The 25,692-nt window shown below is 36.0% G+C and carries 23 protein-coding genes; 17 read left to right on the top strand and 6 right to left on the bottom strand.

Features of this window, described 5'->3' with window-relative positions; genetic code table 11:
- The first annotated feature begins 648 nt into the window (after positions 1-648).
- The 9 genes from A5880_RS05050 to A5880_RS05010 all read left to right on the top strand — a co-directional run bounded on the left by A5880_RS05050 (position 649) and on the right by A5880_RS05010 (position 10,094).
- Positions 649-4,092 carry an isopeptide-forming domain-containing fimbrial protein gene (locus tag A5880_RS05050; RefSeq protein ID WP_086331294.1) on the top strand — a complete coding sequence of 1,148 codons (3,444 nt, stop codon included), beginning with the start codon at positions 649-651 and terminating at the stop codon, positions 4,090-4,092.
- Positions 4,092-4,460: an LPXTG cell wall anchor domain-containing protein gene (locus A5880_RS05045; RefSeq protein ID WP_179190463.1), complete on the top strand. Its 369-nt coding sequence runs from the start codon at positions 4,092-4,094 to the stop codon at positions 4,458-4,460. The genes A5880_RS05050 and A5880_RS05045 overlap by 1 nt, the downstream gene beginning before the upstream one ends.
- Positions 4,450-5,250 carry a WxL domain-containing protein gene (locus A5880_RS05040; protein ID WP_086331296.1) on the top strand — a complete coding sequence of 267 codons (801 nt, stop codon included), beginning with the start codon at positions 4,450-4,452 and terminating at the stop codon, positions 5,248-5,250. The genes A5880_RS05045 and A5880_RS05040 overlap by 11 nt, the downstream gene beginning before the upstream one ends.
- Before the next feature lie 28 nt (positions 5,251-5,278).
- Positions 5,279-6,094 carry a WxL domain-containing protein gene (locus A5880_RS05035; protein WP_086331297.1) on the top strand — a complete coding sequence of 272 codons (816 nt, stop codon included), beginning with the start codon at positions 5,279-5,281 and terminating at the stop codon, positions 6,092-6,094.
- 131 nt (positions 6,095-6,225) lie between these two features.
- Positions 6,226-7,305 carry a WxLIP family cell surface protein gene (locus tag A5880_RS05030; protein WP_086331298.1) on the top strand — a complete coding sequence of 360 codons (1,080 nt, stop codon included), beginning with the start codon at positions 6,226-6,228 and terminating at the stop codon, positions 7,303-7,305.
- A gap of 32 nt (positions 7,306-7,337) precedes the next feature.
- Positions 7,338-8,003, top strand: coding sequence for a hypothetical protein (locus A5880_RS05025; RefSeq protein WP_086331299.1), 666 nt, complete (start codon positions 7,338-7,340; stop codon positions 8,001-8,003).
- Positions 8,004-8,020: 17 nt separating this feature from the next.
- A complete protein-coding gene (gene lepB / locus A5880_RS05020) occupies positions 8,021-8,677 on the top strand; it encodes a signal peptidase I (RefSeq protein ID WP_086331300.1) in 657 nt (218 codons plus the stop codon).
- 156 nt (positions 8,678-8,833) lie between these two features.
- The gene (locus A5880_RS05015) at positions 8,834-9,367 is read left to right on the top strand and encodes a DNA-3-methyladenine glycosylase I (RefSeq protein WP_086331301.1); all 534 of its coding nucleotides are present in this window, start codon (positions 8,834-8,836) and stop codon (positions 9,365-9,367) included.
- Positions 9,368-9,944: 577 nt separating this feature from the next.
- The gene (locus A5880_RS05010; protein ID WP_179190465.1) at positions 9,945-10,094 is read left to right on the top strand and encodes a hypothetical protein; all 150 of its coding nucleotides are present in this window, start codon (positions 9,945-9,947) and stop codon (positions 10,092-10,094) included.
- Positions 10,095-10,320: 226 nt separating this feature from the next.
- Here A5880_RS05010 and A5880_RS05005 read toward each other — a convergent pair whose 3' ends face one another.
- Positions 10,321-11,568: an IS256 family transposase gene (locus tag A5880_RS05005; protein WP_086331302.1), complete on the bottom strand. Its 1,248-nt coding sequence runs from the start codon at positions 11,566-11,568 to the stop codon at positions 10,321-10,323.
- A 305-nt stretch (positions 11,569-11,873) separates the two neighbouring features.
- Here A5880_RS05005 and A5880_RS05000 point away from each other — a divergent pair, with 305 nt between their 5' ends.
- Positions 11,874-12,308, top strand: a complete 435-nt coding sequence (locus A5880_RS05000) for a hypothetical protein (RefSeq protein WP_086331303.1) — start codon at positions 11,874-11,876, stop codon at positions 12,306-12,308.
- A 73-nt stretch (positions 12,309-12,381) separates the two neighbouring features.
- On the opposite strand, the gene A5880_RS04995 is transcribed toward A5880_RS05000, so the two are convergent.
- The 5 genes from A5880_RS04995 to A5880_RS04975 form a co-directional block, all read right to left on the bottom strand.
- Positions 12,382-13,416: a trypsin-like serine peptidase gene (locus A5880_RS04995; protein WP_086331304.1), complete on the bottom strand. Its 1,035-nt coding sequence runs from the start codon at positions 13,414-13,416 to the stop codon at positions 12,382-12,384.
- A gap of 390 nt (positions 13,417-13,806) precedes the next feature.
- A complete protein-coding gene (locus tag A5880_RS04990; protein ID WP_086331305.1) occupies positions 13,807-15,237 on the bottom strand; it encodes a 6-phospho-beta-glucosidase in 1,431 nt (476 codons plus the stop codon).
- A 124-nt stretch (positions 15,238-15,361) separates the two neighbouring features.
- A complete protein-coding gene (locus A5880_RS04985) occupies positions 15,362-16,693 on the bottom strand; it encodes a PTS sugar transporter subunit IIC (RefSeq protein ID WP_086331306.1) in 1,332 nt (443 codons plus the stop codon).
- Between the two features lie 287 nt (positions 16,694-16,980).
- On the bottom strand, positions 16,981-17,724 hold the full coding sequence (locus tag A5880_RS04980; protein WP_086331307.1) for a MurR/RpiR family transcriptional regulator: 744 nt from the start codon (positions 17,722-17,724) through the stop codon (positions 16,981-16,983).
- Positions 17,725-17,827: 103 nt separating this feature from the next.
- Complete coding sequence (locus A5880_RS04975) at positions 17,828-19,339, bottom strand: amino acid permease (protein ID WP_086331308.1); 1,512 nt, start codon at positions 19,337-19,339, stop codon at positions 17,828-17,830.
- A gap of 100 nt (positions 19,340-19,439) precedes the next feature.
- Here A5880_RS04975 and A5880_RS04970 point away from each other — a divergent pair, with 100 nt between their 5' ends.
- The 7 genes from A5880_RS04970 to nirD all read left to right on the top strand — a co-directional run bounded on the left by A5880_RS04970 (position 19,440) and on the right by nirD (position 25,690).
- Positions 19,440-19,868 carry a GAF domain-containing protein gene (locus A5880_RS04970; RefSeq protein ID WP_086331309.1) on the top strand — a complete coding sequence of 143 codons (429 nt, stop codon included), beginning with the start codon at positions 19,440-19,442 and terminating at the stop codon, positions 19,866-19,868.
- A gap of 9 nt (positions 19,869-19,877) precedes the next feature.
- On the top strand, positions 19,878-20,888 hold the full coding sequence (locus A5880_RS04965) for a sensor histidine kinase (protein WP_086331310.1): 1,011 nt from the start codon (positions 19,878-19,880) through the stop codon (positions 20,886-20,888).
- A 4-nt stretch (positions 20,889-20,892) separates the two neighbouring features.
- A complete protein-coding gene (locus A5880_RS04960; RefSeq protein ID WP_086331311.1) occupies positions 20,893-21,540 on the top strand; it encodes a response regulator in 648 nt (215 codons plus the stop codon).
- A 10-nt stretch (positions 21,541-21,550) separates the two neighbouring features.
- Complete coding sequence (locus A5880_RS04955; protein WP_086331312.1) at positions 21,551-22,288, top strand: sirohydrochlorin chelatase; 738 nt, start codon at positions 21,551-21,553, stop codon at positions 22,286-22,288.
- Positions 22,276-22,707, top strand: a complete 432-nt coding sequence (locus A5880_RS04950) for a precorrin-2 dehydrogenase/sirohydrochlorin ferrochelatase family protein (RefSeq protein WP_086331313.1) — start codon at positions 22,276-22,278, stop codon at positions 22,705-22,707. The genes A5880_RS04955 and A5880_RS04950 overlap by 13 nt, the downstream gene beginning before the upstream one ends.
- A gap of 272 nt (positions 22,708-22,979) precedes the next feature.
- Positions 22,980-25,382: a nitrite reductase large subunit NirB gene (gene nirB, locus A5880_RS04945; RefSeq protein WP_086331314.1), complete on the top strand. Its 2,403-nt coding sequence runs from the start codon at positions 22,980-22,982 to the stop codon at positions 25,380-25,382.
- 2 nt (positions 25,383-25,384) lie between these two features.
- Positions 25,385-25,690: a nitrite reductase small subunit NirD gene (nirD, locus tag A5880_RS04940; RefSeq protein ID WP_086331315.1), complete on the top strand. Its 306-nt coding sequence runs from the start codon at positions 25,385-25,387 to the stop codon at positions 25,688-25,690.
- The last annotated feature ends 2 nt before the right edge of the window (positions 25,691-25,692 follow it).

Here is a 25,692-nt window from a genome sequence, read left to right as displayed (position 1 = left end):
AGAACGAATAGCGAGAAAGTTGGATTTTGGAAGAAAGGATGAAAAAAACGTTTAGAATCGAGTAATTAGGACAAAAACCGCAATGCCTTTTGGGTATCGTGCGGTTTTTTGTTCTATTTGTGTAGTGGATTTCACTAGTTTTATATAGAAATTCACTTGATTTTTTAGAGAATTTTAATTTTTATTGGCTAGTTGAAAAAAATAAAAAGAAAATTTGTTTTAAGTAAAATGAATTTTCCTTGGATTTTAATTTTATATTTTTGTTTTTATTGTATGAAATCATGATTTTGTCTGTCATTTACACTTGTTTATTTCATTTTAAATTATTTGTATATCTTTATATATTTGTTATGTTTTAATTATTTTATTTAATGGAAAAAACGATTTTTTTTGGGTGCTATTGTAAAAAAATATAAAATTGTTAAAATGAAAAAGTGCTATATATCGTTATTATTTTTTTTATATCTCTTTAACGAGATGGTTTTCGATAAATTGGGTAGTTACTTTTTTAGAAGTAACTTGAATCAGGAAGATAGTTTTTTATTTGGAAGAGATGAGAAGTAAGGTGAACAGCATTTTTTATCTAACTTAGTGCTGAAGTTTGAGCAATCGATAAATTATTAAGTAGCGAAAGGGGTTAAAAAGGAAATGCAATTCAGAACAAAAATGTATTTTATGGGGATAGTTATCTTAATGCTTAGTCTATTAATGCCGATTTTTTTTAATGGCTCTAAAAAAATCAAAGCCTCCAATGAGAACTATAAAATCGAAATTTCTTATAGTGCAAAAGGCTCAGCAATGACAGCTACTTTAACAGTAACTGATCCTGTTGACGAAGAACTTTATTTTTCTTATGAAGGGATTGAATCTATAAGCAATGAACAAATTCAAGAAGGGGTAGCCTCAGATTACAATGGAAAAATCAAGGTTTCAAAAAGAGACGGTGCTCATGAGAACATACTAAAAATAAAAAAAGATTCAAAGCCATTAGTGATCACATTCCCAGTTAAACCTAGAAACGGGCAGAAATCAGGCTATCTCAAATTATTAAATTCGGCAAATCAAGAATTAACTTATCAAAAACTGCAATTTGAACGTGCTGATACAAAGATAAAGGACAGTGAAAAAGATACTGAATCCATCGAAGAACAAGTGGTTGATGAAAATCAAGTTGCTTCAAAAGCAATAAAGCCAAGAGCTGAAAATATTGTTTCAGTGGGGACATGGCCAACCTTTCTGGCAGCTTGGAACAATCCAGCCGTGACAAAAATCAAAATGACTAGTGATATCACAAGATCTGGATCAGCCAGAGTTGAAGCAAGGACAACAGATATTGAGATTGATGGAAGCAAAGAAATACCTGGTGTAGGACAATCTAGATATTATAAGTTGGATCTAACCTCAACTTCTCTGCCATTAGGAAAGATAGGTTCAGGCACAGCATTACTACATGTGCATGATTTAGTCGTTCAAAATCGTTCAGATGATGGTGCGCCAAGCTCACACGGGAATACAGCCGCTGTTTTTGGGGATCAATATTATGATCCAAATAATACACAGGTGGCGACCAATCGATGGAATTTAAGATTTGGAAACGTAATTGTTCCAAGAGGGACGACTTCTAGATTAGCTAGAGTTCCTAGAGGAAAAGTGACAGTGTACGGTGATATGAATTTGCATACGCGTTCTGAAAATTTTTACTTAGGAGCAATGTATGTTGAAGATGACACGACTTACTACGGCGCAATAACTAACTCAAACTATTCAACTATTTGGTTTCGTCAAGCATCAATAGAAGGAGATACAGGGGATAACAAATTTGTTGTTGGAAAAAATTCAGATGTCAAATTAAGAAATGTAGGTAATGGTACAACGTTTCCAGCAATCTACAGATATTATAAAGAAATTATTATAAATGAAGGCGCTAAGTTTTCAGCGACAGTACCAGGGAATGCGGTAGGTTTTGGTGGAGTGAATCAGAAATTCATTGCCAAAAAAGGAGCTGTGGTTACCCTAACCAGTAAAAATAGTAATTCTAGTGTAGCCACAGTAGGGCCAACTCTTGCTAGCGGTAATGGTCCAGCAGATAGTGGTTTTGGAGATAATGGAACAGCAAATGATGTACTTTTTCACATAGAACCAGGGGCTTCATTTTATTCAATTGGTCGAGCAGGAGCGACTGGAATGATTAACTGGTCAAGAGGTACAGGGAATAAATTTATTATGGATACACCAGAAAAGTATGATATACGTAATAATGAAAGTAATGTAGCGGTCAATGTAGCAGGGACAGGAAATACTTTCGAAATTAGAAATAGCGAAGTAAGTCTTTGGAAAAATACGACCAATGTTTCTTCAGTTGCCGACTATAGCCATGATAACATTACAAATTTTTCAATACTTAATCGAACAACTGCTTCCAGCCTACCAACAGATTTAGCTACAGATTTTAATAGCAATCAAGGAAATTTTCGGCGGATTCTTGGTTTGAATACAGATCCTTCAATTGAAATGAAGCCATTAACCGATGCGGATAAAACAATCACGAATTATTTTCGTGTGAAACTGGGTGAAGTTCCAGATGATTCTGGTATTGCAGAAGATGGATCAATAAATTTTATCCCTGTGTATGCTAAAAAAGATCAGGCAACAGTGACTATTAATTATCAAGGAGAACTTCAGAATGTTTTGACAAATAGTGAAGGGTATGCAAATTACGTCATTCCTGAATTTTATAAAGCAGGCGAAAAAATCACAGTTAAAGCAAAGCGTTCTGGTTTAGAAAGTAGTTTACAAGAAACGGAACCCGTTATTGATATCACTCCGCCAGAACCAGCTAAATTAACTGAAGGAAGAGTGACGACTCACACGAAACAATTAAAAGGAACAAAGGCAGAACCTAACGCAAAAATCTACGTTGATATCAATGGTGTACGACAAGCAACTGTTGGACGAGTTAAAGAGGATGGGCAATGGATGTATGATTTGCCACGCTATTTAAATGCAGGTGAAGTCGTTGAGATATTCTTAGAAGATAACGCTGGTAAGATTACCGAAACACTTAACCCAGCTGTGCCTAGCACGAATAGTGAAAATGGAAATATCAATCCAAGTAAGACAATGAAATACAGAGATGCAGAGTTTAAAGCACCTGAAAAATATACAGTAGTTGATACGTTACCCGATAACCCTCAAATGACTAAAGAAGTCGTCTCTTCAGGGAATACAACGACTCAAGTAGGAGATACATTAACCTATACGTTAACTGCAAAAAACGGAAAAAGTGATACCCTTTTAGAAGCCGTTTGGAAAAATGTAGAGATTGTTGATGTAATCCCAGACGGTTTGATCTTTGAGCTTGAAAAAAATCCAGTCATGATTAATGATCGAGCAGCTGTAGCTGAAGAGCATTCTTACGATCCTAATACACGTAAGCTAAAGGTTAAAGTTGGTGATTTAGGAGCAGGAGAGTCTGTCAAAGTGACATTTACAGCGAAAGTGGATCGTTCAGCGGTTGGCATAATTATCAAAAACACAGCTGAAGCAACTGGGCATTCTTTACGAGAATCCGGTACATTTAACCCTGGACCGCCAGACCCTGATAGACCACTTGAAAATTATTCAAAATCGGCGAGTGTTGAGAATCCAGGAGGCAAAGTTTTAGGGACATTGGATTTAATTTCTGCTCCTAAAGAAATTGATTTTGGTGAAAACATTTTTAACGGAAAAACAATTCGAATAGATAATCCCTTGTATAGGGGAGGAGAACTAATTGTGAGTGATAGCCGTGAAGTTCGTAAAAATTGGACATTGACAGCTAAATTAGACCAAGAGATGAGACATACTGCAAATAAAGATTTAGTTTTAAAAAATGCTGTTCGCTATGTAACCAATAAAAATGAATTCGTTCTGAATAGGACTGATTCAATAGATGTATTGGTGCATAAAAACGTGACTGATTCAGATTACAATGTGACGAACACTTGGACTCCCAACGGAGATGGTCTGAAATTAGAGGTTTCCGCATCTGATGTGAAACAGACCGGTTCCTATAAAGGAGTCATTTTATGGCAATTAGGAGATACAAAATGATGAGTAAAAAAAATAATGAATTATTGAAATGGTTAGTTATTTGTTTGTTGTGTAGTATCTTTTTGTCCGGTTACTTATTGTTTCCTCTTGAAATAAATGCGCAAGAAGGAGGAGCGGTTGAAACGAAAGGGATCATAAATTTTTACTCAGAAGAAACACCGCCGACTTCTTCAAGTGAGGAAAAGCCACCCACTTCTTCAAGTCAGGAAGTACCTAAAGTAGAGAAACCTAAAGGACGATACCCAAGTACTGGTGAGATGGTCAAAACGAGTTTGATGATTAGTGGCTTGCTCTTGATTTTATTTGCTGTTCTTACAAAACGATTGAAAAAAAGTGATAGCAAAGGGGTGTCAGACAATGAAGGATAAAACAAAAATAACTATATTTTTTCTCATAATCGTTGTCCTTTTTCAATCGTTGTCTTATGAAACGGCCGCTTTTGCTGAACCATCGACAGTGGATGGAGAAGGAAAAATTGGGTTTTCTGGCAAATATGAGCAAACTATCCTAGATCCGGAAAACCCAACAATTGAAGTAGATCCTGGGGAGAGTCCCAAAACGGATGGTAGCTTAAGAATTGACTTTGTTCCTACTTTAAATTTTTATAAAAATAAAATCTCGGATCAAGGTAGAACCTACTATGCAAACGCGCAGAACTTTTTTTCAGATATTTCTGCGCGAGGGAATTTTATACAGGTAACCGATCGAAGAACAGAGCCTAAAGGTTGGACATTACAATTAAAACAAGAGAATCAATTTGTGAATACTACAGAGAATAGTGAATTAAAAGGAAGCTTTTTATCTTTTGATAAATCTTGGGCTAATTCAGCGGAACAATCAGCGGCTCCCCAGATTTCAAAAGATGCCATTATTCTTGATAATTTGAATACATCATATGACTTAGCTAAAGCAGCTAAAGATGAAGGGATAGGTACATGGGCGATTGTTTTTGGCGCATCCGCAGAAAACACTAGCAATCAGCTAGCGACCTTAGAACCCAGAATAGATGAAAAGCAACAAACAGTGGTCGATACAGAAGTTCAAAATAAACCTTTATATCTAAATAAGGCTGTATCACTGCATATTCCTGAAGCGACTCAGATCGTTTCAGGCGATTACTCAACGGTGCTAACTTGGATTTTAGCCGAGTTACCATAGATAACACAAATAATAGGAGGAAAACACAATGAAAAAAACAACACTATGTTCCATCGCTCTTGTAGCGTTTATCGGAGGAGGGGCTTTACTACCTTCAGTAGCATCAGCAGCACCAAAGGAACAAAAATCAGAAGGATTCATCAAATTTAACGAGGATAGTGACGGTGCAGAATTAGGAGATCCTGAAAAACCAGAAGAAAATATTGATAAACCAGAGATAACTGATCCAATTAAACCAAATGAAGATCGTGGTACGTTTAGTGTGGATGCAGTAACAGAACTACGCTTTGGCGATACTCACAAAGTTGGTGCAACAAATGATGATAGAAAATTCTTTGCAGCACCAGTTACTGCTAAATCGAATGGTACAGATATTATTCGTGGGAACTATGTTCAATTTACAGATAAACGAGCAACATTGAATCATAAATATACACTAACAGCACAAATGACTCGTCCATTTGAATCCAAGGCTGCAGGTAGCTCAGCGAAATTAAAAGCAGCAGATATTACTTATACAAATGGCGTAGTAACATCGACAACAAAAGATGAATTATGGCCAAGTTCTGAAGCTGATGGGAGTAAGTTAGTAAAAACAATTCCTACATTTACCTTAGCACCAGATGCAACTGGCTTAGGTGCTGGTGATACAGTAACGGTTATTGATAATAAGAGTGATGATCGTGGGATTGGAACGTATTATGTTGAATTTGGTCAATACGCTGACGGATCAAAAGAAAAAGATACAAGTGGGAAATCCGTAGAATTACGAATTCCTTCAACAGTGAACTTGACAGCAGAAGAATATACTGCTGATATCACTTGGACATTGTCAGAGATCTAATAATTTAAGTAATTGAAAATTGTACGTAGAATAGCTAATAGATGCTTTATTGCCATTTTGATGGCTATTCTACTTCAATTTTAGCAAGTATTGGAAGCACTATACTTGCTTATTAAATGAGGAGATGAACCATGAAACAACGTTTAGTCTATTTTAGTCTATTTTTAATTTTAATTATGTGGATGTTTCCATCTGCACCAATCTATGCACAGGACTCCGATTCTGCTGGAGGAGTAGCTGGTTTTACCTATGAATCAATTAAGCCTGACAATCAAAGAAGTGAAGAAGGGTATTTTGATTTAAGAATGAGCCCAAGTCAAAAACAAACGGTTCAAGTGCGAATCATGAACCCAGCAGATAAAGAAATTGAACTTACAGTAAAATTGAATGGTGTTAAAACAAATGCTAATGGTGTACTTGAATATGGACCAAACCTAATTGAAAATGACGAGTCATTAAAATTTGATTTTACGGATATTGTAAAAGCACCAGAAACAATAAAAATCCCTGCCAAAGGAGAAACACGTTTAGATATTGATATTTCGATGCCGGAAACCAGTTTTGATGGCCTAATTGCTGGCGGTATACAATTACAAAAAAAGGACACAGAAACGCAGAATAAAACAAAAGGTGCAGGAATTATTAATAAATATGCTTATTTATTAGGAATGGTCCTATCAGAAACCGATGTTGTTGTGGAACCAGAATTAAAATTTAATAAAGTCTATCCAGAATTAAATAACTATCGAAATACATTTTTTGTAAATTTCTCTAATATTAAAGCGAATTATTTAGAGAATATGACAACAGACGTTCAAATCATGGGTGAAAAAAGCGATAAGGTTTTGTATGAAACCAAAAAAACTGGAATGCGTATGGGTCCAAATACAAAAATTAATTTTCCAGTTAGTATGGATGGTGACAAAGTAGTCCCTGGTAACTATCGGGCACATATCCTTGTCACATCAGGTGCTAAAAAATGGGAATGGAATGAAACCTTTAAAATCACCGATGAAGAAGCAGATAAACTGAATCAAGAAGATGTAAATATGCTAGAGACACAAACCGTTAATTGGAAATTCGTTGGGATTCTTGTAGGAAGTATTTTAGTTGGTTCCTTGCTCTTATTTTTTGTTATTCGGTTTATTGTAAGTAAGAAGAAAAAATCTTCCAAGAAAAAACAAGTTCCTAGAAAGCACAAAGAAAGATGATCATACTTAAATGAAGGGCAGGAGATAAATAAATGATAGTGTTAGATTGGATTTTTATCGTTGCTTTATCTTTTGCCACATTATGTGTAGCGATAATGGTAATGAGCTTAATTTTACGTGCAGGAGCACGAAAGCAATTAAAAGTTATTTTAAAGAAGCGACCAAAGAATAAACGAAATAAAAAAAAATGGTTGTTACATAAGAAGAATTTAAGTAAGAAGAAGAAAAAATATACCGTACGAAGTATTATTTTTTTGTTTTTGACATTGATTTTAAGCGGGATTTCATACGGTTCTTTGTATTACCAATCAATTCGTTTAAATATGGAAGATTCTAAAGCTGTGGTAAAAGGATATTATTTGTTAAGAGAGCTTGATGAAGAAATGAAAAAAGCGAAAGAAACTGATAATCCTGTAAAAAGTGGTAAAAATATCCAAGTATTATCAGCAAGATTTTCAAGTTATGGTGTTCAAACAGCGACTGTTCGAAATACCGTAGAAAGACAAGCGTTGTTGAATAAGTATTACAAATATATGAAAGAACTAGGGATAAATCTCTCTTCTCAGCCAACTCAATTTTTTGAAGATGAGACAATGTATGACAGCTTTATGGCAGATATAAAGAAAATAAAAGGGTTCGAGAAGGAAATTTTTGATTTATTTAGTGTGAACAAAAAAAGTCTTGAAAAAAGAGAGTAGACTGAAGTGATAAAAGGATGGCCAGACAAGTAAAGAATAAACAATCCAAAAAATCTAATGTTCATGGGAAAGTGTCAGATGCTTTACAATCAGATAAAAAACGAATGTATAGAAAGAAGAAAAACATTCGTAAAATCCGTAAAATGAAAAGAAAGAAACTTTTATGGCAGATGTTTTTTTCTGTCGTTGGCTCAATTATTATAGTCATTTTCTCAGTGTCTTTCTTTTATTCTTTGACGTTGGTCAAAGGATACTCAATGATTCCCATGTACGATAATAATGATTTGCTTTTAGTCAAAAAAACGAAAAAAATTAAACGATTTGATCTAGTTTGTTTTAAAATACCAGGAGAGAAGAAAACATCGGTTCGACGTGTAATTGGGTTGCCTGGTGAAAGCGTTGAATATAGGCAAGATCAGTTGTACATAGATAATAAAGAAGTGTTTGAACGTTTCTTAGTAGCTGAATTGGAAAAAATAGATCAGTTAGATATGGTGTATACATCTGATTTTAAAAGCGATCAGTTAACGTATGATAGCTTTACCAAGAAATCTGATCTAAAAAAATATCTTGTTTTAGGGGACAATCGCCCCTATTCTACGGATAGTCGTTATTATGGGGTTATTGATGAAGACATGATTATCGGGATCATTGAAGCGAAGATATGGCCTTGATTAGGAAAAATGGTGAAAGGGCTTTTAAGTGTCATGTTTTTTTTGTATACTTTTTAGAAAGACGATGGAATTATTGAAAATTTACATAAGTATTCGATCGATTCATTGGTCATTTTGAGAGAAAGTAAGTCATCAAGACAAGCATGGGGTAATGAGATGAATAGCCAAAATGGAAAAAAATACGGCTGGTATCATGAGCAATGGGGAAAGCCTACACGTGATGATCGGTTGCTTTTTATTTTGTTGACTGTGGGAACATTTCAAGCAGGATTAAGTTGGAAAGCAGCGGCAGGGAAGTTGGATGTGTTTTTAAAAAATTTCTATAATATGGAGATTCAAAAAGTTGCGGGAATGATGCCGGATGATGTGGAGAGAATCATGAAAGATCCCGATATGATTCGTAATCCAAGAAAGATCAATGCAACAATTCAAAATGCTCAGGCGATTTTAGCTGTGCAAGAGGAATACGGTAGTTTCGCTGAGTATATGTGGGATTTTGTAGGAGGAGTTCCTCGGTTGAATGTCTATGAAGAAGCCTATGAAGTGCCTAATGTCACACCTTTGTCTAAACATGTTGCTAAAGATATGAAAAAACATGGGTTTACTTTTGTGGGGCCAGTAGTGACATATATGTTTATGAAAGCAAGCGGTATGATTCAAGACGAAGTGTTGAATCATGAACAACATTAGAAATAAAGCGAGACAAACATCTATAAAGGCGATAGTCCTCATGGTTGTTTGTCTCACTTTATTTTTTGTGTTTCAATAAAAATCAGAACTAGGAAAATCTTCAAAAAAGTCAGGCTCTAAAAATTGAATCAACGCATAAATATATTTGGTAGAAATCATTTGACGCTTCAGTAATTCATTCAAAGCACGTAAGATGAGAGATATGCTACTACTATTTACAAAAATGGTATCGAAAGTAATGATCAATTTTTAATGGAAATTTGGGATACTACTACTGGGGAGTTTGAAATAGTGTTTAATTTCAGTGCGTTAGATAAACAATCTAGCTACAAACTCGAAGTGAATCAAATCGACGATACAGGAAATGCCATTAACGCAGTTGGATCATTTGAAATAGATAATAAATGAATTTTAGATTTTTCTTGAGAGTTGTAAAGTAAACTATAAAAAGGCTAGTATATAATCCGATTTCAGAAGGCTTCATGACTGAAGAAAGCTCTAAGGCGTATGTAGAGATTATTGAAAAAAATTACTTGAAAATCAGGAAGAAGCAAAAGAAGATATCCTGCCAGAGGTAATGGAAGAGACTCAAGATTTAGAAGTAATAGATTCAGAAACGTTACCTGAACCACCTGCTGATATGAGTAGACGTGCTAGCAAACCAACAGCTGTAAGATATTTAGACGAAATTCCTATGGACAAAGGTTCAGGAAGTGGATGGAGATAGTCTGTGTTTTTACAATCATTATCAGTTATTGCACACTAACTATATAGGCATTTTAACAAGTAAAAAAAGTTCAAAAATGGGTTTGTCAACTAAAGTGTGTAACTGACAAATCTAAGAACGAAAAAGAACATTAAACCATTCCTAAATAACCTTCGGTTAAAAGGGTATAAGAAAGAAACCTTACCAAAAAAGGAAAATTTGATGTTCTTTTTTGATGCGTTAGTGACTAAGAAATATATAAGCTATAAGTGTTGATGCGCTCAGAAAACTGTTCATTCGCCATTAATTGATTTAAGACCATCGGCCAATTGGGAATAAATCCAGCTGTCCATTTCTTTTCCAATTCTGTTGCTCGTAGATAAAGAAGTTTTAAAAGAGCGGTTTCATTTGGAAATGCGCCTTTTTTAGTTACTTTTCTAAAGCTGTAATGAATACTTTCAACGGCATTTGTTGTGTACATAATTTTACACACTGCGCTACCATAATCATAAAGTTGTTCCACATGAGAAAAATTCCGTTTCCAAACCTCTACTGCACCAGAGTAGTGAGACCAACGTTTTTGAAAAGCATCAAAAGCACTTTGACAAGCTTTTAATGAAGGAGCACCATAAAACTTTTTCATTTCCCGAGAAAATTCCTTGTAGTCTTTATAAGGAACATACCGAAGCGCATTACGCACTAAATGGACGATACAGCGTTGAACGATCACCTTTGGAAAAATAGATTTTGCGCCATCTTCAAGCCCAGAAACACCATCCATAGACATAAAGAAAATGTCCTGTACACCGCGAGAGTTCAATTCATCAAAAATCTGCATCCAGCGGTTTTTACTCTCGGTTTCATTCAACCACAACCCTAAAATATCTTTTTTCCCTTTTAAATCATAGCCAAGAATTGTATACACAGCGTATTCTTTGACTTCATAATTTTCTCTTAACGTCACATACATACAATCCACAAAAACAAAGGCATAACACTTCGCCAAAGGGCGATTTTGCCATTCCTCCAGTTCTGGAAGAACAGAATCGGTGATTGTAGAAATCATTTCGTGAGAAATGGAGAACCCATAAATATCATCAATGGTATGAGCGATATCTCTTTGAGACATGCCTCTGGCATACATGGACAAAACCTTTGATTCGATAGCTGAAACATCCCGTTCACGTTTCTTAATAAGTTCTGGTTCAAACGTGGCTTCTCTGTCTCTAGGTACATCAATAGGGACTTCTCCAAAGCTTGTTTTTACTTTCTTAGAGCCAAATCCATTTCTTCGATTGTTCGTTTCTTTCTCCTGTTTTGAATGAATATCGTAGCCTAAATGATGGGTCATTTCGCCTTGAAGCATTTGTTCAAATAAGGGACCAAAAATATCTTTTAGAGCGTCTTGCATGTCATCGACATTTTCAGGATTGTAGCTTTCTAGAATGGTTTTCGCTAATTCAACAGTTTTAGGATCTCTTTTCTGTCTCGCCATATTCTCGCATCCTTTCATTTTTATTTTATCTGAATTTCCTTTGCATGAAAAGAAAAACTGTATAAGTAGCTTATCTAAAATGAGCTACTTACACAGTTTATTTTACACTCTCTCAAAAATCATCATTAGGCACCACAAGAAAAATTTTTTTCTTGGTCAATAAAATCTCAATTACCACGGGCAAATTATATTTTCTAATCAGAACTCAAAAACCTTCCTTGACTAATTATTTCATCATTCGAAGGTACTATGTGATATGCTATAATAAACTTTAGTATTGATTCTACATGAAATGGAGGATAAAAATGAAATTTTTGCTGCTTACGCTAGCTCTATTTTTTTTAACTAGTTGTTTCCCCCCTGTTAATACTACCCATAATGAGTCAACTACCGATCAAGATACTAAAGATATTACGATATCTTTTAAACTTAATAAAAATACACCTATAGAATTCTTTATATCAAATAGCTCTAATAATAATATGTACTGCGATTTAACAAAAACTTATTTCGAAGTTTATGAAAACAATCAATGGAAAAGTACTTTAAGTGAAATTACTGGTTCTAGTAGTATTGGGTTCACTCTCCCAATACCTCCTAAATCAAGTATTCTAGCTCCTTCCACAGAAGAAATAGATAGTTTAACTACTAATAAAACTTATCGAATCGTATACACTTTTTATCATGACCAAAAACTAGAATCATCACCTATCGTTGTTTCTTGTAAATTTACACTATAGCTACTTAAAAGTATATAAAGAGCATCGTAAACTGACTTATTAAATCAGTTTACGATGCTCTTATACTATTGTTCTAGTTTGCTAAAATTTGGTTATATGCAACTGAATTCATTTTAGTATACACTTTAGTTTTAGATGGATCACCCATTGATGAAGAATTGATTCCAATAACACGTCCAGAACTGTCTAATAATGGTCCCCCGCTCATTCCACTGTAAAGAATTCCCAACCGATCTTCATATACCCAACCAAACCAGTCACTCCTTAAAGCACTCGTCTTCACATTACCTACCGAACGAGTTAAATATCTACTTGTCGCTCCAAATCCCCAAGAAACTGTATTATTTGCAGACTTAGGAGGATTCGCCAACATTGTTACGTTAGGTGGAGTTATTCCAGATGAACGTGTCACGTGTAACGAACCAAAATCAGAACGGATGCCTTGAGAATGATCCTTTGCGTTAATATAATCGTTATTAGTAGTCATTTTTTTCACAGTGTAAACAGAGCTTGCAGACCACCCAACTCTTGGATCATTCCGAAAGCCGAAATTTAATGTGACTATTTTAGCCCAACCTAGCCTACGCTGTTTATCATAAACAACATGGGCAGCTGTTCCAACTTTGGTAGCAGATACTTTAAAACCACTGCCCTCAGCCATTGCTAAATTGCCGCCACCAGTATCAAAAAACAGATACGCTTTCGCTATATTATTATTTGATACATTAGGTCCCGTTGTTGCTGCTCCTCTTGTCATTTTTTGACTCTCTTTAGTCTCAAAAAGCTCTTCAAGAGTTCTATCCCTGACTTCCTCTGGCTTTTTACCAGCATCATATTCATCCATTGTCATAATTGTGACCTGACCATCAAATTCTGGTTGTTCCTCCACAAATTCACGCTTTATCTCTTCTTCCCATTTGTCCATGTCAATCTTGACTTCTTGACTTCCGCTACGAGTTCGTATAGGTGAAGTATATTTTGATGTATCTATTTCAAGAGTTTCTGATGAAACTGGCTCTAGAATACTCTCTTCCGCTAAAACTATATCTGCGTTACCAATTATACCTCCTAGTAAAATTATTGACATCATCCCTAAAAATTTTTTCAAAAAATCACTCCTTATTCAAGATATTCTTATTGTATTGTTATTCATACTTATAGTCAATGTTAAAAATGTAATTATTTATATAAATCTATTTTATCAGAAATTCCGAATAAGAAAGATACTAGTCTTAAAATTAATAAATAGCATAGGCATTAATGCATAAAAACTGTTGTACTTAATTACAGTGGATACTATTTTAGGTTTAGGAACACAAAGGCTAATCCTGATTATGCAGTTGCTGTTTCTGGAGATTCTTTTCTACGTTTAACTATGTTCGCCCAAAACGAGCAGAAAGATTCTTGTCTGCCCATTTTTTTGCTCTTTATCAACTAATATTGGTAAAGAAAATCCAAAGAATTAAAATGAGTATTATGAAGTTACTCATCTAAACTCTTACAACTCTTCACCATTACTATTAATCACTTGTTGATACCAATCAAACGACTTCTTCTTAGAACGCTCTAACGTCCCTTGCCCCTCATTATCCTTATCCACATAAATAAACCCATACCGTTTCTTCATCTCACCAGTCCCCGCAGAAACCAAATCAATAAAGCCCCAAGGCGTATAACCAATCAAAGGAATCCCATCAAATTCAACCGCTTCTTTCATCATTTCAATATGAGCTTTCAAATAATCAATACGATATTGATCGTTAATTGTGCCGTCCGGTTCAACTTCATCAATCGCGCCAAAACCATTTTCCACAATAAACAAAGGCAATTCATAGCGCTCATTAAACCAGTTCATCGCATAACGCAAACCAAGTGGATCTATTTGCCAACCCCAATCAGACGCTTTTACATAAGGATTCTTGACTAAATCTTGCGACTCATCATAATCAAAAGCAGGGCCCTTATCATGGTCTTTGATAGCAAAGGACATATAGTAACTAAAGCCGATATAATCCACACAGCCATGGGCTAAATCAGTTAAATCTTGTTCTGTAATATCTAAATCAAACCCTTTACGAGCTAGATAATTTTCCATAAAACTTGGATAATGCCCGCGCACATGAACATCGGTAAACCAGTAACGTTTTTGCATCGCACTGACCGACATCATCATATCTTTGGGATCACATGAATACGGATAAATGGGGCACATGGCGATCATACAGCCAATTTGGAAATCAGGATTGATTTCATGCCCAAGTTTAACTGCTTGTGCACTTGCTACTAACTCATAATGTGCCGCCTGATACATGATTTTCTCACGATCTTCCCCTTCTTGATACTTGATGCCAGAGTTGGTGAATGGCGCAAAATCTTCCGCATAGTTCGCTTGATTGTTGATTTCATTGAAAGTCATCCAATACGTGACTTTATCTTTATATCGTTCAAAACAAACACGAGCGAACTTGGCAAAGAAATCAATCATTTTACGATTACGCCAACCCCCGTACGCAGTCACTAAATGATAGGGCATTTCAAAATGTGATAGGGTGATTACAGGTTCGATCCCGTATTTTAAACATTCATCGAATAAATCATCGTAAAACTGTAAACCTTCTTCATTTGGTTCTGCTTCATCACCATTGGGGAAAATCCGTGTCCAGGCAATCGATGTTCGGAAACAATTCAAGCCAAGCTCCGCAAATAATTTTACATCTTCTTTATAATGATGATAAAAATCAATCGCTTCATGGTTAGGGTAATTTTCACCTTGCAATACACCAGCTGTGATTCGTCTAGGTACACCATGAGCGCCGACGGTCATTACATCAGCAACACTAACCCCTTTACCACCTTGATCCCAACCGCCTTCTAATTGATGAGCAGCGACAGCGCCGCCCCAAAGAAAATTTTCTCTTAAAATCGACATACAAACGTCTCCTTTTTATTTGTTATGGTTCATGTTTAACGATTAAAATCACCACACAGCTGGGAGGAATTACTTGAACGGAATCAGCCGTGTAGTGATGTTTACGTCAGTTTGAAATGGATGTTTAAGCTTCCGCTTCAATTTCTTCTAACACTTCTTCTGTTACTGGTTGATTGGTTTCTTGTGCATAGTTAATGGCATCCATTTTTCTAGCAAATGGTAAGTAAATAAAGAATCCTAAAGTCAAAACGAATGCTTGAAGTAACGCTGCTTGCCAACCGCCGACTAATAATCCTGAGATAATCGGAGGTGTCGTCCAAGGAACCTGAACCGCTGTAAATAATGGCACTAAACCAGTATATAAAGCAAAGTAAGTAATAATTGATGAAACGACTGGTGTTAAAATAAACGGAATCGCCATGATTGGATTCATGACAATCGGTGTAGCAAAAGTGATGGGTTCGTTAATATTAAACACTGCTGGACCAATGGATAAACGGCCTAATTGTTTGAACTGTGCAGATTTTGCAAAGAATACCATATAAACGACTAATCCAAGCGTCATCCCAGCCCCAGTTACAGTTAAAAATTGATCTAAAAATTGTTGGGTTACGATATGTCCACCGTTTGCCACCGTTAATTCTTTACCTGCTTTTAAAATCTCTGTGTTTTCTAAAGAATTAGCTTGTAAAATCGGTCCCATGATACCACCAACAATCGTTGAACCATGCACTCCGAAGAACCAGAATAAAGGAACTAAGAAACCAAGGACCAAAGCACCGCCTAATGAATCAGTCACGCCTTGAAGTGGTGATTGTAACACGTCGTAAATAAAATCAAAGAAGGTTGTTTTAAAGACTTTATCAAAGAAAATATAGACAAGCATTGCGCTAGTGATTAAAGCCGAAGCTGGAATCAAGGCAGTAAATGAGTTCGCTACATTTTCAGGAACCGCTTCAGGTAATTTGATCCGAATATCATGACGTAAGAACCAGCTGTAAACCCAGCCAACAATCAATCCAACGATGATCGCTGTAATCATTCCCTTACCAGCAGTCCAGTCTTTATTGATGATATTGCCAATTGTCACACCGCTATCTGCATCAGTGATTTCAGAGGACATAAATAAAATAAAGACAACAAGTGAAATCATCCCAGCAGGCAACCCTTCAAAACCTTCTGTTTTTACATAAGAGTAAGCAATTCCGATAACCGCAAAGACTGACATGATCGCAAACGATGCGCCATACGCCTGATTAAAGTAAACAACCAAACCACTGTCAGTAATCCATTTTGCAACAGATTCAATCGGTAAATTGGCTAATAATAGAAAAATCGAACCGACAATCGTAAATGGCATCGTGTACAACATACCATTTCTTAACGCTGTAATTGCTTTGGTATTGACGAATTTTAAAACGGGTGGCAGAACTTTTTCGTTGATCCATTCATTCATTCTAAACCTCTCCTTTGCTTAACTAAAGTAACGGAAAATAATTGCGTGTAGTAATTTAATAGAGCGGCCGCTCGTATATTAATTCACTGAATGCGTTTACATGTATACTATAAAAGAATTTTTCTTTCGTTTAAATAGATAAAAGGTTATTAGAAACATGTACCATGTGAAAAAACAAAATAAGAGAAGTCGCTAATTCAAGATGCATACAGAGAGAAAGTTGTCAGAGAAACAAAGGAGCGTTCAAAAACAAGTACCACATAGGTCGTTGTTTTTGAACGCTCGTTTTATTTGTCGGATAGTTCTTTACCAGCTTGATGTGCAAGTAATTCCAATAAAGCAATGACTGGAACTTGTGTTGTGAGGTTGATGAATGGATCAAGAGAACTTGCCCGTTCATCCGGCATATAATACGAAATATTGTAATCGGCTAAACGAGCAATCGTTGAATGTTCATCGTTTGTGATACTCAAAATCTTAGCACCAGACCGTTTTAGCTCAGTAATCTGTTTAATTACTTCTTGGGTTTCTCCTGAAACAGACAAAATAATGGCTAGTGTATTTTCAAATCCTCGTTGAGGGATCGGGGTAAATGGATCGTCAATACTATATGCATTAATCCCCATATTTGCAAAGTAACGACTGCCGTAAGTCCCTAAGATACCACTAGTACCAATTCCAGAAAAGACAATGTGACGAGCGGAGCAAATCATTGTAATGGCAGGTTTTAAGGTTTCAAAATACGTTTGTTGGTTCAGTCGTTTCAAAAAAGAATCGACATGAATCGTTGCATCATAAAATTGTTCAAACGCCTGCTGTTTTTTTTCTTTTTTTAAGGCATATTTTAATTCTGAAAAACCATCAAAGCCCATTTTAGAACAAAATCGTAAAATAGTTGATGTAGATACATGACAATTAGTAGAAAACTGACGAATAGTTAATTTTGGTACACTATCCATATGTTCTAAAATATATTGATAAACAAGCATCTCTAAATCATTTAATGACTGAACTTTTTCTACATCGAACAAACAGATCCCTCCTGTACAAATGATAAAAATGTAAATAAACTTTCCTTATCATTGTACAGGAAATAAAGGGATTTCGCTTATTATTACTTTTCTTTCAACTAAGCTAATTATCCCAATTGGCTTGTGCTTGTTTTTTTATATGAAAGTAGCTATACAATAAATAAGCAGTTAAAGAAAATAGCAAAGGTCCAACAATTAAAGCAGCACTTTGCAAGATATTTCCTTTTGAAAGAGGTTGATACAATTGAAAGCTGATAGCCAAAAGAATACTAACAATCACGCTGCGGCTAATAAACAAACTAAGCCTTTGTGAATGAATGAATTGAGAAGCTGGACAGGCAATCAATTGACGTTTCTTAAACTCGGGATAAGCAAGAGCAACCAATAAGTAAGGAACGGCTCTAGAAATATTGGTCATCAAAGTTAGTTGATTATATAAAAAGACCACATAATGACTACCAAAACTAATTCCTAAAATAAATAAACTGATTAAACCACCTTGAATCACTAAAGCATAAATCGGCATATCATGTTTATTTTTTTGTTTCAATTGAGCATGCCAATAGTACTTTGGTGTCCCTTCTATCAATGTCCGAATGGGCAGATAGAAAATAGTCGATAGCAAACTACTATAAGAAAGCAACAAGGTTAGTGCGGTAAATCGGATGAATAATTGTGCTAATAAAGTAGACTGATTTTTTGTTAAAGCAAGAGCTTGTCCAACAGAATGACCTAAGTTTGCCATTAATTCGTACATTAAATTTCCTAAATGAATGCTTTGATTTTCTTTTAATGTCGCTAAATCATTGCCGCCACTCCATAACAGTATCCCTAAAAAATAACAACCAACCACTAAAAGGCTACTAAAAATCAATAACTTTGGGAAGTGTTTTTTTTGCTTGCCTGTTTTATCAACTAAGCTGGCAATCGTATCTAAACCGCCAAAAGCTGTGATAGCAAAAATTAAAAAAGACAGCTGAGTAATGACTGTTTGACTTGTGGAAGAACCTGATTGAACTCCTTTAAGACTAGTCAAAAGATTTGGTAATATATCTTGTTGATTCTTGATCCAAAGCAACATATTTCCACCAAAACTGATGCCAATCAGCACAATCATCATTAATCCGCTTAAATACAATACCGAAGCGATTCCTTTAAACCCTTTACTGACAAAAAAGAGTGTAATCCCCACTGCTATTACCGATAAACAGCCAATCAAAGCAGAAGACGATAGAAAGGAAATCGGGCTACTTTTTTTGGTTAAATCTTCACCAAAAAGTAAAATAGACAATGGAATCCAAAGCTTCATAAACAAGCTAATCATCCAGATAAAATAACTACAATACCATAAAAAAGCCGCAATAAAAGCAACCTTTTCAGACAAATGACCAGCTAACCAATGATATAAACCACCAATATGATTTTTATAAACACCTGTAAATTCTGCTATAATAATAGCGTAGGGAATAAAATAGAACAACGCAGCTGCAATAAAATAGGGAAAAGCCTTGATTCCCATTAAGAAAAAAGCCGTTGTCATACTAGAAAATGAAAAGACAGTCATCGTAATAATCATGACTAACCGTTTCGGACTAAAAGTAGTTGTTGTTTTCATAAAAAATCCTTCTTAATATAAGTGATGTTGGCTTAAGAATAAGAGAAGTGAGAGTGGAAAACAAGCCTTTTATTAAAAATTAGGGAATAGGAGTAGTCGAATGACCGACCAAGTTCAACAGCAAATTGATCAAATTAAATCAGAGTTAACCGTTGATTTTGTTGCCTTAGCTCTTTCTACGATCAATAATGTAACCAAAGTACGTGAGATTCGCTGGAAATATGTTGCTGGAAATACAAATCAAAATTATCAACGCATTCGTTTACAAGTAGGAAAAGGAATTGGTGGAATTGTTTGGCGAACAGGTAGAGCATATCAGGCAACCAATTTGCAAAACCAGTCAGAAAAGTTAGTTGAATTGCCGATTACACGAATGGAAAAATTAGAAACAATTGCTGCAGTTCCAGTAGTGAAAAAAGGCGAAGTTAAAGGGGTTCTTTTAGTTGGTTATCGGCAGAACGTAACTATTTCAGAGGGATTTATGATTGTCACAAAGGACAAAGCAGATGAACTTCTTGCTTATTTATAGGTGAAAAATATGAATAAAACGAGTTTAGAACATTTATTTACAGAAGCAAAAGATGCTCTTTTTTTGATAGAAGAAAATCGATGCATTAAGTGCAATAAGAGTGCCGTTGACTTAGAAACCCGCTATTGTTTTTCTTTAGAGAAAGTCTTGGAAATTGCTAGAGGAGAAGGGTGCATGCTTCATTCTACAATGGAGAAATGTTTAGATTGTGAAGTCAAAGAAGAATGGGATCAAGGGGCTTTTCCATTGGTTTTAGAAGATTCAAAAGGGGTGCAAGAACAATTCAGCGGAAGTTACACACGAATCGATCAGAACGCTTCATTGTTAAGTCTTCGCCGTGTAGCTGTGCAAGACCGTCTCCAACAAGTCATCCAAAATAAACGCTTGATTGAATATGTGAATCAAGCGCATGAAAACGAAAGACGCGCCCTGTCTCAAGAACTTCACGATGGACTGGCGCAAAGTATTTATAGTTTGATGTTGGAAACACGCCAGCTAAAGCGGAGCAGAGAACCAGAAGCCTTAGCAGATAAATTACAAAAAATCGATGAAGATTTTGTCGCGTTACTTGGTGAAGTGAAACAATTAGCTGTTGATTTACGTCCGACAACATTAGATGATTTAGGCCTGATCCCAGCAATCGAAGCCTTATTACAGCGCTTGACGGAGACAACAGGGGTAGCGATTCATTTTATTCCGATGATAGACAATCTACGTTTTTTGGAGAAGGTCGAAACAATTACGTACCGTGTCCTGCAAGAAAGTGTGATGAATAGTATAAAACATGCTGACGTGGATGAACTGTGGGTAACCCTTAGTAAAGAAGATACATACTTAGTTCTTAACGTAAGAGATCATGGCAAAGGATTCGATCTTCAATCGGTGAATGTGCATAGTCAAGGTTTAGGTCTGTTACATATGCAAGAACGCGCAGAATCAATTGGTGGTTTTTTAGAGATTCAATCAGAAAAAGCAGAAGGAACAACGGTGACATTACGTTTGCCTATACAGTGGAGGTGACAAGATGAATATTATCATAGCGGATGATCATGCCGTTGTTCGTAGTGGCTTAAGGCTGCTCATAGAAGGGCAAAAAGAATTAACGGTGGTAGGCGATGCGGCTGATGGAACAGAAGCCTTTTTATTACTTGAAAAATATCCCGTAGATGTGGTGTTAATGGATATGCGGATGCCGCCAGGAGAAAATGGGTTGTTAACAACGAAACGAATCAACGAGCATTTTCCTAAGGTAAAAACGATTATTTTAAGTATGCACGACGAAGAAGAATATGTTCGTACCGCCTTAGAATATGGAGCGAAAGGATATATTTTGAAAAGCTCACAAGATACAGTATTATTAGAGGCGATTCAACAAGTTGCTGCTGGAAAAATTGTCATAGATCCCTTCTTTGGGGAGTACGATCAAGAGCGTTGGTCAAATCAAAACCAACTATCTAAAAAAGACGAAAAATATGAACGCTTGTCTAAAAGAGAACGTGAAGTATTGCCTTTAGTAGCACTAGGTTACAGCAATAAAGAAATTGCTGAACGTTTATTTATTTCTGTAAAAACGGTTGAAGTACACAAATCTAACTTGATGAAGAAACTAGCATTTGAATCGTTTAGCGAATTATTGCAATATAGTATGAAACATCAATTAATCGACTTATGAGGTGAAAAAAATGATTGGAATTCTGTATGTCTTTCATGGTAGTCAAAAAAATGAAAAGAACCAAGCAGCAATGGCATTTATTCAACAATTAGAAAAAAAGATTGATCCAACGATCCATCAAGCAATAGCTTTTTTAGAAAACCATCCAGATAGGATTTCGACGGTTGCGAAAAAAATGATTCAAAGTGGTGTCAATAAAATGATTGTTGTTCCAGTGCTGTTATTTGCAGCCAAACACGCTTTAGTGGATATTCCCAACGAACTGGAACAAATAAAAGAGGATTATCCAGAAGTTGAATTTATTCAAACTGAAACCTTTGGTAGTAAAAAAGGAAGTCGTCAAGTATTATTGGAACGATTTCAAGAAGCAGCCGCTACTTATTTAGAGGAGCAATTAGTGGGTATTTTAGTTGCTCATGGAACGAAACAAACCAATAAACCGCAACGAGTTTTAACTGAAATTGCCGAAGAAATTCAGCAACAAGTTGGGTTTTCCATTATCCCGACAAGTCTAAAAGGACAAGAAGATTATGTGGCAGACATCAAAAAACACGTATCGAAGAAGCAACAAATCGTGATTGTGCCTTTCTTTTTATTCGATGGACACTTGATTACAATCATGAAAAACAAATTAAGCGAAGTGTTTCCCGCAGAAGAATTTGTTATCACACGAACGTTAGAATTCGATCCACGAATCTTAACTGATTTGGAACACATCGTCAATGAGGCTGTCCAATGTATCCAATAATGCTTGAACTAACAGGGAAAAAAATTGTGATTGTTGGTGGTGGAAAAATCGCGTTGCGTAAAACCTTAGGGATTTTAAAAGCAAAAGGGAAAGTGACGCTAGTTGCACCAATATTTCTGAACGAATTCAATGAATTGGACAATATAGAGCTAATCAAGACAACGTATACTCCTGACCATATTAAAGAGGCTCATCTTATTTTTGCTTGTACGAATTCTAAAGCGATCAATCAACAAATCGTGAATGATGCATCGGAACACCAATGGGTCAATGATTGCAGCCAAAAAGAAAATAGCGATTTTTATAATATGAGTACGATTGAACAAGGAGAATATCTGCTGGCATTGTCGTCTTATGGGAAAGATCCGGCAGCTGTGAAAAAAAAGCAGGAACAGTTGAAAAAAATGTTTGAAGAATAAAAAACATTTTATCGATTGTTGAAATCTATAGTTAAGCAACCTCCAAAAGTTAGACTAGAAAATCTAACTTTTGGAGGCTGTTTCATTTGATAGCTCTTTTATCTTGAACATCAATACTTTCTCTATAAGAGAGTGACTGAATTTATTAGAGTCCTTCTTTCAGTTATTAGGCAATTCCCTAATAGTCACCTCCCGTCATTCTTGCTATTCTAAAAAAGACAAAGTATCAACTAGATTGCTCAAAAAATCACAAAAAGGAGAACCTACATAAAATGAAAGAAAAGCTTGTCTTAATTGGAAATGGAATGGCTGGTGTCCGTACAATCGAAGAAATCTTAGATCGTGATCCTAAACGCTATCAAATCACCATCATTGGAGAAGAAAAATACCCAAACTACAACCGAATCATGCTAAGTAATGTTTTACAAAAGAAAATGACTGTCTCAGAAATCATTACCAACCCACTTGAATGGTATGAAGAAAATCAAATTGAATTGATTAATCATGATCCCGCAGTCAAAATGGATACCAATAATAAAAAAATTACCACAAACTCAGGAAAAGAAATCACTTATGATAAGTGTATTTTAGCGACCGGTTCAAGAGCGTTCATCTTACCTATTGAAGGCGCTCAATTGTCTGGTGTTGTTGGCTTTAGAACAATAGATGATACAGAAAATATGCTTGAAGCCGCCCGGAAATACCAAAAAGCAGTCGTGATCGGCGGCGGTTTACTTGGGTTAGAAGCGGCAAAAGGTTTGTTAGATCAAGGCATGGATGTCACTGTGGTTCATTTAGAAAAATGGCTAATGGAAACACAATTAGATGAAAAAGCAGGAAAAATGCTGCAAGCTGATTTAGAAAAACAAGGATTAAAATTCTTAATGGAAAAAGCCACGCAAAAAATTCTTGGTGAATCTCGTGTGACAGGTTTAGCATTTAGTGATGGTACAACGATCGAAACAGATATGGTTGTGATGTCGATTGGGATTCGTTCTGAAACAACATTAGCAAAAACAACGACTATCGAAGTGAACCGAGGTATTGTTGTCGATGACTTTATGAGAACCACTGTTGAAGATGTTTTTGCGGTAGGCGAATGTGCGGAACATAATGGCAATGTATACGGCTTAGTTGCGCCGTTGTTTGAACAAGGAAAAGTCTTGGCAGATATGTTGACCGATAACGAAACAAAACCGTATCAAGGTAGCACCACATTTACCTCCTTAAAAGTGTCAGGCTGTGACTTATATTCTGCTGGAACGATCAGAGAAACAGAAGGCGTCAATAGCATTGAAGCCTTTGATGGTATCAACTATACGTATAAAAAGATTTTTGTTAAAGACAATCAAGTTATAGGCGTTGTGCTATATGGTGATACAAGTGAAGGGAATCGCTATTATAATATTTTAAAGAAAAATGAAAGCATTGAAGAATATACGCCGGTTTCTTTACTCCATATGGTAGGTGAGGAAGCTAGTGCTGATGTCAGCGAATGGCCGGAGGATGAAGTAATTTGCGGCTGTAATGGAATCGACAAAGGAACGATCATGACGGCCATCAACGAAAAAGAGTTAACCTCAGTTGCTGATGTCACAAAGCATACCAAAGCTGGTGGTTCTTGCGGTAAATGCAAATCAGTAATTGGCGATGTTTTAGCTTATGCATTAGGCGGTGAAGTTGTTTCTGCTCCAACTGGAATTTGTGGTTGTACGGATTTAACAAGGGATCAAATCGTTACCCAAATCTACGCCAAAAAACTCACTTCTTCTGAAGAAGTCTATCGTGAACTGCATTTCGTAAATCCAGAAGGTTGTTCAAAGTGCCGACCTGCAATCAATTTCTATTTAAATGTAGCGTGGCCTAAAGAACACAAGGATGAAAAAGAATCTCGTTACGTTAATGAACGGCTATATGCCAATATCCAAAATGATGGTACATTCTCTGTGATTCCACGAATGCGCGGCGGAAAAACAAATCCACAGCAATTGCTATTGATTGCAAAAGTTGCTGAAAAATATGATGTTCCAATGGTGAAAGTAACGGGGAGTCAACGGATTGGACTATATGGGGTCAAAAAAGAAGATTTACCAAAAATTTGGGAAGAATTGGATATGAAAGCAGCAGGCGCGTATGCTAAAGCTGTTCGTTCAGTTAAAACCTGTGTAGGTGCGAATTTCTGTCGTTTTGGCACGCAAGATTCAATGGGGCTGGGGATCAAATTAGAACAACGTTACGAATTTATCGATACACCACATAAATTTAAGATGGGTGTTTCGGCCTGTCCAAGAAGTTGTGTGGAAAGCGGTGTAAAAGATTTTGGGATCATTGGTGTAGACAATGGCTTCCAAATTTATATCGGTGGAAATGGTGGAACTGAAGTGAAAGAAGCTGTTTTACTGACGACGGTTGAAACGGAACAAGAAGTGATTGATATTTGTGGAGCAATGTTGCAATACTACCGTGAAACCGGCGTTTACGCTGAGCGGACTGCGCCTTGGATTGAACGTATGGGCTTTGAAGTTGTGAAAGAAGTCTTGTTAAATCCAGAAAAACGTCAAGAATTGTTAGCGGCTTTAGATGAAGCGGTCGCAGGTCGTCGTGGCAATCCTTGGGATGAAGTCGTTGAAGATTCAAAAACACGCCAAGAACTATACACAGTGGGGAGAGTATAAGCATGGAAAAAATTTTTGTTGCACAATTAGATGAACTAGCACCTAGAATAGGCAAAGAAGTCATTGTAGGAGAGCAAAAACTCGCTGTTTTTCGTTTGAACGATAATCGTGTGAAGGCAATTGAAAATGTTTGTCCCCATAAACAAGGGCCATTAGCTGAAGGAACGGTTTCAGGTGAGTATGTTTTTTGTCCGCTGCACGATTATAAAATCAATTTAAATGATGGACAAGTTCAAGAGCCAGATGAAGGTTGTGTTCGTACTTATGAAACGATTGTTGAAGATAACCTTGTGTATGTCATGGTGTAGTT

This window comes from Enterococcus sp. 4G2_DIV0659 (assembly GCF_002140715.2).
Taxonomy (GTDB): domain Bacteria; phylum Bacillota; class Bacilli; order Lactobacillales; family Enterococcaceae; genus Enterococcus_L; species Enterococcus_L mansonii.
The sequence above is the reverse complement of the archived record's forward strand: the minus strand, read 5'-3'. Positions and strand labels throughout refer to the sequence as shown.